Source organism: Chryseobacterium sp. CS2K3 (assembly GCF_059515185.1).
The window spans coordinates 154,071-169,208 of the sequence record NZ_JCAKRW010000007.1; the positions used below are offsets into that span (position 1 = coordinate 154,071).

13 protein-coding genes are annotated in these 15,138 nt (G+C 31.4%); 10 read left to right on the plus strand and 3 right to left on the minus strand.

Translation table 11 applies throughout. The features are described from left to right. The first annotated feature begins 103 nt into the window (after positions 1-103). The 7 genes from AC5YGG_RS13730 to AC5YGG_RS13760 all read left to right on the plus strand — a co-directional run bounded on the left by AC5YGG_RS13730 (position 104) and on the right by AC5YGG_RS13760 (position 8,494). On the plus strand, positions 104-1,840 hold the full coding sequence (locus tag AC5YGG_RS13730) for an ATP-dependent nuclease (RefSeq protein WP_496145034.1): 1,737 nt from the start codon (positions 104-106) through the stop codon (positions 1,838-1,840). Continuing rightward, positions 1,827-3,653 (plus strand): ATP-dependent helicase, encoded by a 1,827-nt coding sequence (locus AC5YGG_RS13735; protein ID WP_496145035.1) that lies wholly within the window; start codon positions 1,827-1,829, stop codon positions 3,651-3,653. Before AC5YGG_RS13730 ends, AC5YGG_RS13735 begins: the two co-directional genes overlap by 14 nt. 12 nt (positions 3,654-3,665) lie before the next feature. Then, a complete protein-coding gene (locus AC5YGG_RS13740; protein WP_496145036.1) occupies positions 3,666-3,974 on the plus strand; it encodes a hypothetical protein in 309 nt (102 codons plus the stop codon). Positions 3,975-4,068: 94 nt separating this feature from the next. Then, positions 4,069-4,746, plus strand: coding sequence for a hypothetical protein (locus tag AC5YGG_RS13745; RefSeq protein WP_496145037.1), 678 nt, complete (start codon positions 4,069-4,071; stop codon positions 4,744-4,746). Between the two features lie 283 nt (positions 4,747-5,029). Further along, positions 5,030-6,331, plus strand: a complete 1,302-nt coding sequence (locus tag AC5YGG_RS13750; RefSeq protein WP_496145038.1) for a hypothetical protein — start codon at positions 5,030-5,032, stop codon at positions 6,329-6,331. Between the two features lie 621 nt (positions 6,332-6,952). Continuing rightward, the gene (locus AC5YGG_RS13755; protein ID WP_496145039.1) at positions 6,953-7,435 is read left to right on the plus strand and encodes a hypothetical protein; all 483 of its coding nucleotides are present in this window, start codon (positions 6,953-6,955) and stop codon (positions 7,433-7,435) included. A gap of 81 nt (positions 7,436-7,516) precedes the next feature. Further along, positions 7,517-8,494 carry a hypothetical protein gene (locus AC5YGG_RS13760; protein ID WP_496145040.1) on the plus strand — a complete coding sequence of 326 codons (978 nt, stop codon included), beginning with the start codon at positions 7,517-7,519 and terminating at the stop codon, positions 8,492-8,494. 34 nt (positions 8,495-8,528) lie between these two features. Here AC5YGG_RS13760 and AC5YGG_RS13765 read toward each other — a convergent pair whose 3' ends face one another. Then, positions 8,529-8,777, minus strand: a complete 249-nt coding sequence (locus AC5YGG_RS13765) for a S24 family peptidase (RefSeq protein WP_496145041.1) — start codon at positions 8,775-8,777, stop codon at positions 8,529-8,531. Positions 8,778-9,246: 469 nt separating this feature from the next. On the opposite strand from AC5YGG_RS13765, the gene AC5YGG_RS13770 reads away from it, so the two are divergent. The 3 genes from AC5YGG_RS13770 to AC5YGG_RS13780 all read left to right on the plus strand — a co-directional run bounded on the left by AC5YGG_RS13770 (position 9,247) and on the right by AC5YGG_RS13780 (position 12,773). Then, entirely contained in the window at positions 9,247-10,155 is a 909-nt protein-coding gene (locus AC5YGG_RS13770; RefSeq protein ID WP_496145042.1) for a helix-turn-helix domain-containing protein, read from the plus strand. A gap of 160 nt (positions 10,156-10,315) precedes the next feature. Then, positions 10,316-11,917 carry an aldehyde dehydrogenase family protein gene (locus AC5YGG_RS13775; protein WP_496145043.1) on the plus strand — a complete coding sequence of 534 codons (1,602 nt, stop codon included), beginning with the start codon at positions 10,316-10,318 and terminating at the stop codon, positions 11,915-11,917. 40 nt (positions 11,918-11,957) lie between these two features. Next, on the plus strand, positions 11,958-12,773 hold the full coding sequence (locus AC5YGG_RS13780) for an SDR family oxidoreductase (protein ID WP_496145044.1): 816 nt from the start codon (positions 11,958-11,960) through the stop codon (positions 12,771-12,773). Between the two features lie 845 nt (positions 12,774-13,618). Here the strand turns inward: AC5YGG_RS13780 and AC5YGG_RS13785 are convergent. Beyond that, positions 13,619-14,434, minus strand: a complete 816-nt coding sequence (locus AC5YGG_RS13785) for an SDR family NAD(P)-dependent oxidoreductase (RefSeq protein ID WP_496145045.1) — start codon at positions 14,432-14,434, stop codon at positions 13,619-13,621. Positions 14,435-14,497: 63 nt separating this feature from the next. Next, positions 14,498-15,085: a TetR/AcrR family transcriptional regulator gene (locus AC5YGG_RS13790; RefSeq protein ID WP_496145046.1), complete on the minus strand. Its 588-nt coding sequence runs from the start codon at positions 15,083-15,085 to the stop codon at positions 14,498-14,500. Positions 15,086-15,138 lie beyond the last annotated feature (53 nt).

Sequence of the window (15,138 nt, forward strand, 5' to 3'; positions counted from 1 at the left end):
AAAACTAACAGTTTTTCAGTTTCATTCTATAGAGTTTCTTTTGTTCTCTTTTTGTACATTTATTGATTAAAAAACTTTTAGCAAAAGATAAGACGCAAATAGTATGGGAATAAGATTACAATCTATAAGAATAAAAGGATTTAGAGGATTTAAAAATATAGAGGTCGATTTTGAAGACACTTCCGTTTTAGTAGGAACTAATAATGCAGGTAAAACTACTTTATTGAAGGCAATGCAAATAGCATTAACCAATTCACATTTTATTTCAAATGATGATTTTTATTATTGCGAAGATCATATAGATGATACAATAATAATTGATACTTTATTTGTACCAATTAGTGAAAATGAGATTTCTGATAAATTTGATGAACAGTGGGCTGACATATTTAAAGCAGAAAGAATTGGTATTACAGAGGATAGTCAAATTATGGCATTTAGAACAGTTATAAAGGAACATAATAAAACTTTTAGGAAAAAGCAATATTATATTGACCAATGGGAAGCTTTTTTTGATAATGCAACACATTGGTATGAATATGAATATGAAAATGAATTGAGCTTTTACTTTGATGAAATACCTTTTTTTTATCTTGAAGCAAACAGGGATATTTTAGAAGATATAAAATCAAAATCTTCATATTTAGGTAGAATTTTATCATCACTTGAATTTACAAATGAAGATAAACAAAAGATTGAGCAATTGATATCTGAACTCAATGATGCTACAATTGCAAGTTCTGAAATCTTATCTGATTTACAGATGACATTAGAGGAATTGGATACCGCAATGGATAATCCAAATAACTCTGTACAACTTACTCCATTTACTAAAAAAGTTCGAGATCTTAATAAAGGAATAAGAATAAACTATTCTGAATTTTCAATGGATTATCATGGAATGGGTACACGTAGTTGGTCATCCCTGCTCGTATTAAAATCTTTTTTAAAACTAAATGAGAAAATTTACATAGCTAATGAAAAGCCTTATTTTCCTATTATAGCAATTGAAGAACCTGAATCTCATTTACATCCTAATGCTCAGAAAAAACTATATTCTCAAATTAGTAATATTGTAGGACAAAAGCTTATTTCCACTCACTCAAATTATATAGCATCAAATGCAGATTTAAGAGAAATAAGATCTATTAATAAAAATCGAGATAATATCAAAATCGGGAAATTAGCTAAAGAAGGTTTTGAACCTGAAGACTTAAGGCAAATACAAAGGCAAGTTGTAAACACAAGAGGAGAATTATATTTTTCTAAGGTTGTAGTTTTATTTGAAGGAGAAACGGAAGAACAAGCTTTACCATTACTTGTTAAAAAACATTTTGGAATTGAATATGTAGAGCTAGGAGTTAATTTTGTTGGTGTTGGAGGTTACAAAAAATATCTTCCTTTTATTAGATTTTGTGAATCATTTAATATTGAATATTTTATTTTTAGTGACAATGAAACAGATGTCAATGCAAATGTTTTACTACAAATATCAAGATCACAAAAGAATGATCCAACAAAAGTTATTTTTGTGGATGCTGGCAATGATTTTGAAAAAGAACTATGTAATAATGGTTATTTAGATGAAGTAAAGCTTGCCTATCATAAAATGGAATTAGAAAAATGTCACAATGATAACCATAGGAGAGCAAAACAAATAGAACTAAACAGAATACCAGACTCAGATTATTATAACATAATTACAAATATGAAAACTCAATTTGCACCATTAATTGCAAATGAGCTATTAATATCAGAAAAACCTTTACCTACAAAAGTTTTGAATCTGTTTGAGAAAATAAATGAAATATTAAATCCAGTTACAAATGTCGAAAATTAATTTATCAACAAAGCAATCAGAAATTGTAAACTTGAGAGAAGGTGCTTTTTTAGTAGAGGCAAGTGCTGGTAGCGGAAAAACCAGGGTTTTAACAGAAAGAGTTAAAAAGCTTTTAGAAGATAACTCTTCTAAAATTTTAGCCATTACATTTACAAATAAAGCAAGTGAGGAGCTGAAAGAAAGACTTTCTTTAGATAAAATTAAAAACAAAAATATTTTTATAGGAACATTTCATTCACTCTGTCAATCTATTTTAGAAAGTAGATTCAAAATTTTAGGTTTTCAAAAAATGCCCCATATTTTTGAAGATGAAAGTGATAGAATTGAAATTGTTGAAGATGCTATAAAATCAATACCATATTTTACAGAACTTTATAAAAAAAAGGATCCAAAGCAAAAGTCATCTTTCAAATCAAATATTTTGGATTTTATTTCAGAAGTAAAACGAACACTGGTAGAACCTGAAGATTTATTAACAGAAGAGGAAGATGAGCATTATATTACACTTTTCAATGAATATCAAGATATTTTAAGATCAAATAATGCAATAGATTTTGATGATTTAATTTTATTGACTTATAAATTGTTTATGAACAATGAATCTGTTCAAAACTTATATTCTCAATCATATAATTACATTTTTGTAGATGAAGGACAAGATTTGAATAAAGCTCAATATTATTTATTAAAATCTTTATGTGGAACTAACATAAAAAATGTAATGATAGTAGGAGACCCTAATCAATCTATTTACGGTTTCAATGGTTCTACTCCAGAATATATGCAGAAACATTTCTTTGAAGATTTTAATGCTCAAAAAATTACTTTAGAAGAAAATTACAGATGTTCAAAAAAAGTAATCGATGCCGCTAATCAATTAATGCAGTTAAATGTTGAAGCTGTTAATTATGTGATAGAAGGAAGTTTTCAGATTTATAAAGCTTTAGACGAGCTAGATGAAGCCAAATTTATTGTTGAAAATATTAAAAGTCTAATAAACTTGAAGAACCATAGAGATATTGAGGGAGAGATCGATTATAGCAAAATTTCAATTTTGGGAAGGAATAGGTTTGTTTTTAAATATATTGAAGAGCAATTAAAAGAAAATAAAATTCCATATTATTTTAAATCAGGAAATACTGGAATTAAGTTCGACACTATCTTCATGAAATTGTTTGATTATTATTTAAGAATTAAAATTAACTCTTCAGATAGACTACATGCTAAAAGACTAAAAAATTTATTAAAAATCGAAGATTTTGAAATTGAAGACCAAGTGACAACTTCAAAATACAATTACTTTTCGTTTATAAAAAAGGTAATTGATGATCTTACCGTTGATAATTTTAAAAAGTCTATGAAAGCTCTTGAAGATTATATAAAGGAAAACAATTCATTTTCAGAAGAAGATAAAGTTCAAATTTCAAATGAATTAGAGGGTATAGTAAACCTTTGGGTAACGTATTCTTTTAATACTTTAAAACCAACATTAACAGGCTTTAAAAATGCGATTTCATTAGGCACTGTGGTGAAAAATATAAAACAAGAAGGAGTCTGTATTAGTACTGTTCATACAATGAAGGGGCAAGAATCAGAGATTGTTTTTCTAATTGGATTAGATGATGGAACATTCCCATATTATTTAGCAATAGACAAAGGAGGAGAAGAACTAAATCAAGAAAAAAATAATTTATATGTTGCCTTTACTAGAGCGAAAAGATTCTTATACTTAACATATCCTAGTATTCGGAAAATGCCTTGGGGGGATAATATGCGGAGATCTAAATCAAGATTTTTAAACCATTTTAATTAACAATTATTTTACATGCAAATATCTAAATCACTTCCTAAACCACAGAATTGGCAAGACTTTGAGACTTTATGTAAAAAACTATGGGGAGAAATATGGGATTGTCCAGAAATTAAGAAGAATGGAAGACAGGGACAAGCTCAAAATGGTGTGGATGTTTGTGGAATTCCTAAAGGAGAAACAGCTTATTTTGGTATCCAATGTAAAGGAAAAGATGAGTATACTAATAAAAACTTCACTACAAAAGAAATTGATAAGGAGATAGAAAAAGCTAAAGATTTTAAACCAAAACTTAAGAAATTACTTTGCAACTACTGCGGATAAAGATTCTAAAATTGAGGAATATATTCGAGAAATCAATTTAGAAAGTATAAAAGAAGGCGGATTTGAAATACATTTGTATTGTTGGGGTGATATTGTGGAGCTTATATTTGAAAATCGAAATACTTATAATTATTATGTAAATAGTTTTAATTTTAAAGATAATTATTCTGCAGAATTGACATTTTTAAATGACAATAATATTCTAGAATTATCACCCAAATTTAGAAAAGATACTGTTATTAAAATAGCCAAAATATCTAATCAATATAATCCACGAAATAATACATTAGATCTTTTAGGACCATCCTTTGGTTCAAGTAAGGAAAAAATAAATGCTAGCCTATGTAGATTACAGTTTAAGTTCGTTAATACAGGTAAGAAAGACATAACTAATTTTAAAATTATTCTGAGCTTTGAAGGTGAAGTTTTAGATATTGTAGAAGACAATAAAAGATTTAGCCGTAAAAATATTATTTCAACATCAAATATCAAGATAGAGAAAGAGAAAAAACAGGTTGAAATAATACCATCAAAAGAAATTTTAGTTGGGGATGACGTATATATATCAGATGATTTCTTTATTAGAACACTAACAGATGATCATTCTATAAAGATAAATTGGAAATTATTATCAAGTAATTTTAAAACAGAAGGAGTTTTATTTCTTGTTATAAGCCCTCAAATAATAAATAGTGAACTAAAAAGTGAGGCTGATTATTCGTATGAAATTGGAAAGATTATTGAAAAACCTATAGAAGATTACTGGAGTTAAAAATTAATAAACAATGGAAAGTATAAATATTGATTAAATAAACAATGGAAATCAATGTAGATAAATTAATAAATCACCATAATAAGCTTTCAATTTTAGAATAAAATTCACCTAATATGGTTATTTATATTTTATTTTTACGGAAAACCGTAAAGTTTATTATAAATATATTTATAATTTTAACTGAGAATAAAATTTATCAAATTAAAAGTTAATAGGACTCTCAATTTTTGAGTTCTATTACTACAATCTAAAAACAATAACCACTAAATTAAAATCAAGCATGGGAGAATTAGAAACAGCTAAGAAAATTGTTCCACAAATTGTTTTACCTGAAGAACAACTAACTTATCTACAGAGAGAACTAATAAATGTACGACCCGAATTATTCGATAATAAATATATAATTGAGGCACATAAAGTACTAACAGCTGGAGGCTTAAGAAGTGCCATTGGTTGCTATTGGAATGCTGTAAGTGATGACTTGAGACGCAAAGTTATACACCGAAGTTTGGACTTATTCAATAAAGAAATGAGTAAAAATGTAAAGGATTACGAAGGTTTCCAACGAGATGTTACCGATAATGACTTAATTGAAGGAGCTTATAAAATCGGAGTACTTAGTTGGGAAGCTAAAAAGGTGATTCATCAAGCAAGAGAAACTAGAAATATTTTCGACGGTCACCCTGATAGTTCAGATCCAAGTCTATTTAAAGTACTTAATATGTTGGCAGATTGTAATAAATATGTTTTATCACAAGAATATCCAGTTCCAATTATAAATGTGAATGACTATATCACTAAAATGGATACAGATACTTATGACAAACACGAACTAGCAGTTGAACAAGCTTTTATTGACTTACCTATAATCTATAAAACAGAGATGGCAAATAAATTTTTCACATATTATACCTCAGATTCCATTTCTACACGATTTAGAGGAAATATTGAATTTAGTTTTCCTATTTTATGGAGGGTTCTGCCAAAAGAATCTAGAGAGCAAATAAGCCAACGGTTTGATAAAACATATTTAGAAGGTGATGCAGATAAAAATCAAAAAGGAATTGAACTTTTAAGCTTTGTAGATGGTCTTCGTTATTTAAATACGACAACACGTAAATTAATTTTTGAACCCAAAATTAAAGAACTTGAAGATAATCTTGACAACTGGGATGAAGAAGCTAAAATTGCAAGAGATTTATCAGGTTATGGTTCTGTAATTCCTGATATGCTTGTCAGCAGATTTGTAAATGCAATAACTTTAACTTATGTTGGCTATAAAGGTTCAAGTTATAGCTATGCTCGTACTGCATTTTTTTCTGATGCCGCAGCTTCGAAGATTTCTAAAATGTTTGAAAAATTTGATAATAGGTCAGCAGAGGAGTTTGTTCATACCATTAAAAGCGACTCAACTCTAAAATCCAGAATTGGTAACGTTGGTCAATTAAAAAGACTAAGAACCCTTGGAGATATATTATTAAATAAACCTGAAATTACAGGAGAAATAAGAACATTTCTTGAATTACTTGTAGATGAAACAAGAACGAAAGATTTTTTTCATGAGATTAATAAGAAAAATTAATATCTAATTACTTAAAATCAAATAATAAGTCAAAAAATTCTGGTGAGAGCTGGAATTTTTAATTTTTATACCCGCAAGAAAGATTAATGATTTAAAAATCCTATTAGAATTTTGAATAAAAAAAACTCTTTCAAGTACATCTTCAGTACACCTTACCATTATCAAAACACTATAAAACAAACAATTAATACATTCTGTATCGGAAAGTAATTTAGAAAAGAAATCAGATTTATTTTGTGATTGGGCAGATGGTATAATAAAGAATTTTAAAAATGAAATCCTTCAAAAGTATTCTAAAGAAAAGTACTTTTTTTATTCAGAATCTGCTATTAATTGGATTGAAGAAAATAATGCAATTGAAAAGCCTGGTGGATTAGGATGGATAAAACATAAAAAAAATTGAATTCAAAATAAATACATTAGATGAAATAATGATGGTGAATTTTGGAGGAAGAAATCTTGATAATTTTATATATTCCAAGCAGATAGAATAAATCTGCTTGGATATTTGAACTAAGGTAAAAATATATAAAGTCAAAAAGAAGAAAAAAAATAGAAGTTATGTCCTCCAAACAATTGAACTTTTTTATCACTCCCGACGAGTATAATAGAATTAACGAGATGATTTTAACAAAGAATATTATCGTAATTCTCAAACAAAATATTTCAGATAAAAGGGAAGTTATTATTTCAAAAACTCTACCTCCAGTAGAAGATGAAATATTTCAAGTATATTTATCAGCACCTCAATTCTTAGATAAAATTGAAGTTCTTTCAACAGATAATGGAAAAAAATATTTTGATATTCTTAGAAGTTATTTGTTGGAATTCAGTTTAGGAGGGTTTTACCCTTATAATAAAAATCTTTTGCAACGTGCCAGATTATATTATGTAAAGTCATTTTATGATAAATATGATGATCTGGAACAGAAATCTAACTCTTTTTGTGAGTGGTGTGATAATGTAATCAGAGACTTTAAAAAAGAATTTTTAAAGAGATATTCTGATGATAAGGGTGACTTATATTCCCAATCTGCTGTAGAATGGATAAATAACAATAACGCAGTTAAAACTGTTGGCGGATTAGAATGGAAGAAAACTTAATAAGTTGCTGCGGTAGATTGCTTATTCATACATCATTTAAATTAAGAAAAAATAGATTGAGAATGATTTAAATTGAAAATTATGAACAATAGTCCATATGTGATTTTTAGCAACGATGAATCACTAAAGTCGAAGATTTTAGGAAGGGATTTACATATATCTGAAGTAGATTTCATTAGTATCCAAAAGTGGTTCGACTTATTGCTCCTCAAGCATGAGGAAGCGACTGGCGGTTGGGATGGACAATTAGTGGCAGAAAAAGAGTTAGAAATTAAATTTAATGAGTTGATTTTCTCAGAAATCGAAACAAAAAGCTATAGATATATTCTTCCGAGGTTACTGACTTACAATAATATTTTTCATGACAGTTATTTGCGGTCTTTATATATAGCAAGATTAGGTGCACTACTAAGAGATAACCTCATTCCTAAACTTGTTAATGATAAGATGATCATTTATACAGCAGAGGACTTTATGCACGTTACCCTTTACCTAAGGGATCATTATTTTGTTTCTCCTAACAGTAATCTTCTTGAGAACACCCTTAAAATAGAAAGTGTGCGTAGTATTTTAAAGAAAGCTTCAGTTGAAATCAAATTTGAAACGTTGAAGAATATCCTGCATATCATTTATCAGAAGACTTTTCATCATGATATCATCTGTTTCAGGAAGATTTTAAAATTAGTTTCCCCAAAAGATGTTGGCTTAATTGATTATCTGAAAAAATATCAAGTTGAAAATGGGCAGGGATGTTACAGGATTATTCATGAAATCCTAAACTTGGATTTTTCCAAAGAAGTATGGGATGACTTCGAGATAAAACTTCATCTAATTAATTTTCTTGATTCGGGTCGTGGTGCTAATCCTTCTTCAAGCTGGACTAAGAAATTTCAGGAATTAGCAGTAACTATTGATACCAAAATGTTTTTACAGATTTCACGAGCTATTTTGAAGAATGAAAATTGTAAAAATTATGAACTCTCTTACGGTGCGGTATGGGGTGACGATGTGGCTAAACGATTTTTAAAATCTGCTGAATGGATTAAAAAGCTTATTTAGTGTGTAAAATCAATACTATTTATTCTTCAGATCATCAATTTGCTGCATTAGCTTTATGAGTAGATTTTTGATATCTTCGTTTGCCATCTAATATTTTCTGTTCCCGATTGGTAAAGCTTTCGGCATATAACCAGATTTCTTTTAAATCGTGAAATGGGATCTCCAGATTAGCATAGAATGGATTATCTGATTTTACAATGATTGAAGCTTTATTGATAATTTCAAGACGTTTAAAAATAAAACCATCCCGGGTAACCAATAAATACGTTTTTCCAACAGTCATATCAGTTATATCTTCTATGTATTGACCAATAATGTACGCACCATCTTGATATGGTGGTATAGAATCACCTTCCACAGGAAATGTTCTGTACTTTCCTTTATGGAGAAAAGGTAAGGTTACGGCTAAGGGTAGGAAGGGTTACGGCGGTAGAGATAGTTACTATTATAGTACAACGGAGTATTTTGCTATTTCATCAAAGAAGGACATATCTGTGAAGATCAGCTATGACTTTCGTAACTATATGGAAAAGAATCTGAAGGTCAATATTTTTCGGGATCTTGGACCCGATGAATGGGATACGGTTGATGCTTTAAAAGGACTGAATACACATCATATTACGATCACACGACATTATTTCATATCTAGCTTAAGTGCATGGGTTTACATCTGCAATATCTGTTACCTTATCTGCAATTTGTGTAATTTTCAGACAGAAAAGATTTTTAATTTTGTCCTATAAATTTTCAGTATGAAAAATCAAATTATCTCAATAAATTCAGTCAGTGAGTTATGTAGTGTTTTTGGATTTGATAAACCCAAACATCCACTCATTACGCTGATAGATGCCGATCAGATTAATGTCCCCAAATCTCAGGTTGGAACAAAGGTGGTGCTAGATCTATACATGATTGCCTTGAAGGATAAAGATTGCGGTATTGAATACGGAAGAAATCATTTTGACTTCGAAGAAGGGGTAATGGCATTTTCGGGTCCGAAGCAGGTAAATACAATCGAAAAGGAAATGAAACCTGGGGAAGTAAAAGGCTGGATGCTTTATTTTCATCCTGATTTAATACGGGGTACTCATTTAGGCAGCATAATATCGGAATATTCATTTTTTGACTATAAAGTTGTGGAAGCACTGCATCTGTCCGAAGATGAAGAAGTACTTGTAACCGATACGGTTACCAATATTAAAAATGAATTTTCTCAGCGAATCGATAGCCATAGCCAACGGGTAATCGTTTCTAATATTGAGTTGCTTTTAAATTATTGCCTACGTTTTTATGATCGCCAATTCTTTACCAGAACGAATCAAAATCAAGATATCTTTTCACGTTTTGAAAAGGAATTAAAATCATATTTCGATACAGAAGAGCAGCTGAAAAACAGCCTTCCCTCCATAAATTACTTTGCCGAAAAACTGAATCTCTCTTCTCATTATTTCAGTGATCTCCTTAAAAAAGAAACCGGACGTTCGGCCAAAGATCACATCAATGATTATATAATAGAACTGGCTAAAAATTACCTTTTGGGAACCAGCCAGACTATTAATGAAATAGCCTATTCCTTAGGATTTAATTATCCTCATTATTTCACAAGACTCTTTAAATCAAAAACGGGCTACACTCCATTAGCTTATAAACGGCTCAATTAAGCTAAGGCTGAAAACCTAATGAGAAAAGCGATTCATCTATTTTTATGAGTCGCTTTTTTATTTCTGTCAGATCTGCAAAAAGTGTTTTAATATCAATGAAAAGTGTTAATCTCCTCAAAATAGGCAACATACCTTTGTCTTATAATTAAAGCATAAAGTTATGAGAGCACAAGAAGCATTTGACTATTTAAACCCGGAATTATGGGCAATTACGTCAGCAGTAGAAAAACTTACTCTACTCGAAGAGATACAAAAGAATTTAGAGAAATACTCGGAGCAGCTTGCTTTGGCGGATATAAAAATGAAAAACAATTATATCGGCACTGAAATTTACACAAAAGCATTTGGGTTAGCCGGAACGGCGGGACCTGTAGCTGGTGTACTTATGGCAAGTAGACATCTGTACGAAAAATTGGCGAATGGAGAGAGATTAGAACCTGTTAGTATTCAAAATTTAGGAGATGGTAACACATCTATTCAGACCTGGCCTATTTTTCCAAAAGATAAAATTGTGGCAGGAAAACAAAAAGGATACCTGTATGTAAAAGGAGAACCAAAACAGATTAATCCACTTGATAAGAAAGCGGGAATTATTGCTATTTCAGGGGCTGGAAATTACAGTTCATCAGTAGAAATGGTAAAAGCATTATTCTTTGAAAACAAAGCAGTAATTCATAAACCACATCAAAACAATGTGGAAACGGATAAAATTTGGGCAAAAATATTTCAGCCTCTCATTGACCGAAAGGCTTTGGTATTCATTGAACCGGAAGAAGGAAGAGCGATGACAGGTCTTGAGGGATTGCATGCCATTTATTTTACAGGTTCTTCGGGAGTTGCCCATACTATCCAGAAAAATGCCAAAGCACCATTAATTTCAGAATGTGGAGGAAATAATCCCTTATTGATTATTCCCGGTGAAAAACCATGGGCAGATAAGGAAATAGCACATCAGGCATTGCAAGTCGTTTCTGTGGGTAAAATGAACGGTGGAGCTGTCTGTGGTAGAGTCCAGACTATTATTACTTCAAAAAAGTGGCCACAGAGACAGCAGTTTTTGGATGCTGTCAAAAAGGCAATTTCAGAAGATACTTATGCCGTTGGAACTTATTATCCAGGAGTAGAGGAAACAAAAAAAGCTTTTCTAGAAAATCAGCCCACTGCTGAAGTTTTAAAAGTTGAAAACGGTAAGTATCCCACAACCGACGTAGTCTTAATTTCCAGTATTCAGGAAGACGATTTCGCGGTTAAAAATGAAGCATTCTGTCAGATCTTTTCAGAAATAGCTTTGGATACTGAAAATAATGTGGATGATTACCTTACAAAAGCAACAATATTCTGTAATGAAAAGCTTCTGGGAACGCTTGGGTGTATGATCGCAGTTGATAATGATACGATGAAAAAACACGAAGCACGAATTCATCAAGCCATCAATGAACTAAACTACGGCGGGATCGCTATCAACACGATTCCTCCAAACATCTTTATGAATGCCTATTTAACATGGGGTGGCTGCAATGAAAATCAGGAAGATTTTATTTCAGGGGTAGGAAATTTTGGGAATGCCCATAATTATGAAAACGTGATAAAGTCGGTTTTAATTGATGATTTTAATGCTCAGGGAATGTTGATGACCAACAAAAGCATGATGGAACATTTATTTACCAATTCAACTCAGTTTGCAATCGATAATAGCTGGGGAAATTTTGCAAAAATGGCCGGACAAATGATCTACGACGGTTGTAAAAAGAAAGACTTCTAAACACGACATTTAATACATAATTCAATAAAAATTAAAACATATGAACAAGACTATTTTAATAACAGGATGCAGCAGTGGTATTGGGCGGATGACTGCCAAATATTTTCAGGAAAAAGGTTGGAACGTCGTTGCAACTGTCCGCAAATTCTCTGATAGTGATGCAGAACTGACAGATTTGGGAAATGTGTTGGTTACAGAACTTGATGTTACCAAAGAAGATATGATCAAAAGTACAATAGAGCAAGCAATAGCAAAATTTGGAATAATCGATGTGCTATTGAACAATGCAGGATACGGTTCTTACGGAATTTTGGAATCTACCCCGGAAAATAAAATCCGGATGCAGTTTGAGGTCAATGTTATTGGACTGTTATTGGTAACTAAAAACATTATACCTGTTATGCGTAAACAGGGAAATGGTATTATTATCAACATTTCTTCAATGGGTGGCAAAATAACCTTCCCAATGGGAACATTATACCATGGTTCAAAATTCGCTGTTGAAGGAATGAGTGAAGCTTTATCGTATGAGCTTGCAGAAATTGGAATTCAGGTAAAAATGATAGAACCAGGTGTTATCAATACGAACTTTGCTACCAGCTCTTTTGATTTAAATATAGACCCTGCAATAACCGAATACAAAGAGTTTACAAATAAAGTTTTACAAGCTTTTGAAGCTGGTGCAAAAGGAAGTGAACCGGTTTTAGTTGCCGAAACCATTTATAAAGCAGCTACAGACGGTACCAGCCAATTGCGTTACATAGCCGGGCCGGATGCCGAGCAGATTATTGCAGCCCGCAAACAAATGAACGATGAGGATTATCTGGCTATTATCCGTTCACAATATGGCCTATAGAATGGATTTCATACAAGAATTGAATCTTTGGACAAAAGGTGACGCCCTTCAAGGAAAAGTAATGGTAGGTCTAGGACTTATTTGGGCTCTTGCCTTACCATTATTATCCAACAAAGTAAATACTTTGTCAAATTACTTAGATATCTCTACTATTTATAATCCTGATACTGGTAAAATGAAGAGGAAACATTATTTAGAACTACATATATACAAACGTCCAAAAACCGAGTAGAGAAAATTATACTCAGGAACAATGGCACTTGCTGACTATGTAAGAGCTCAGCGCCAGATTGATTTACAAAACAGGAGGTTTGATTTTGTTTCCAATACAAAAATGAAGTCTAATTTTTACTTGCCGATACATATTTTGAGCAATCACATACTCATTGCTCACATTGATGTCTATCTCCAATTCTTTCCTTATCATTAAATTCAAGTATTTATCAATGAAATTTTTATCTCTCACTAGATGTAGTGATTCAGTTTCTATGTGATCCATACCATTATTTTTCTTATTTATTCTAAACAACTTTTATACCGTATTAATTATTTATAAGCAAAGAAAACGATTGATTGTTTGATATTTACTAAAAAACGAATTTGATGGAAAAAAATTTCAAACACCCCAATCATCTCTTTTTTAGATAATGTGTTGATTTATAAGAGTTTTTTGAAACAATAAAGGGATGATGAAGAACTTGCCCACTTTCATTTTAACAGAAAACTAGCTGATAAAATATATTCAGTATCCACTGAACTAAACCTTTGTAGTTTTTTTCACTTATTGTTTAAGCTTCTAAACTACAAAGTTTCAGTTTCTGTGTTTCAATACTTAGAGCTGAACATTATCCATGAGCCTTCTCAGAAACATCTTTCCATTCTTCAAAACTCGCCAAACGCTTTTCATACGTATCTTTGACTGCCGGATAAGCAATCTTTCCAAGTAATAATCGTAATGGAGGGTTGGGCGAATCAACCAGCTTTTCTATTGCTGTCACTGTGGCTTCAGGATTTCCGTAAATATCAGGTGTTGCACTTTTCAGAAAAGCCTCTTTCACCGGCTCATATATTTCCATCGGCTCGGTTTGAAAAGCTGATGCTCCTGACCAATCCGTGGCATATCCATTGGGTTCAACCAATGAAATATTAATACCCAGATGTTTAACTTCACTTGCCAGTGTTTCGCTAAATCCTTCTACTGCAAATTTTGAAGCATTGTATAACCCTAATATGGGTAAGGTAACCAATCCCAGAAAGCTGGAAACCTGTATAATATGACCGCTTTGCTGAGCCCTCATAACAGGAAGTACTGCCTGGGTCATCCATAGCGTTCCAAAAAAGTTAGTCTCCATTTGGTCACGTGCTTCTTTTTCGGAAGTTTCTTCAATAGCACCGAAGAGTCCATACCCGGCGTTATTAATCAGTACATCGATCTTTCCAAACTGTGCATGTGCTTTTTCCACAGTGTCAAAACAAGCATTACGACTATTTACATCAAGCTGAAGAGGAAATATATTCTCCCCGTATTTTTCAACAAGATCATGTAAGGTTTCTTTGTTACGTGCTGTGGCAATGACTTTATCGCCACGTTTTAAAAATGCTTCTGCCCAAAGCTTCCCAAATCCGCGGGATGCTCCGGTAATAAAAATGGTTTTTGACATAATTTCTATTTTAAAATATTAATATTATATATGACCTTTCGGTCATTTTTGTTTTAAAAAAAATTAAGGCAATTGTGCCTCAATCATTTTTTTCAGACTTTTATTGATAATGCTCATTTTATCTATTTTCTTAGTGGTATTGCTGATAAAAATACCTCCTTCCAGCATGGCAAACATTATTGTAGAAAATTCTTCGTGATTCCAATCCGCTTTAAAAATCCCTTTCTCAATGCCTTCTATAATAATTTCACTGATGAGGTGCTGACTTTTATTCACGAGATCCGCGACTTTCTGAAGTATTGCAGCATTTTGATCATCTGCTTCCATTCCAAAGTTCAACATGGGGCAACCTCCAGCTACCGGAGGATTCAATGGATTCTTAAATGCATCTATATAGGCAAATAACTTATCTTTTGGATTTTTAAATTTATGTATAGAAGCTATTATTTTCTTTTGTAATTGTTCAATATTATAATCCACAGCAGCCTCTACTAATACTTCTTTATTTTCAAAGTGAACATACAGGCTGCCTTTGGAAAGCTTTGTAACATCCATGATATCGCTCATTGCTGTTGCTGCAATTCCTTTTGTATTAAAAAGTGGAGCTGATTTTTCAATGATCATCTGCCTTGTTCGTTCACCTTTATTCATCACATAGATTTTTTACGTAACAAATATAAATGACCTTTCGGTCATTTACAAGA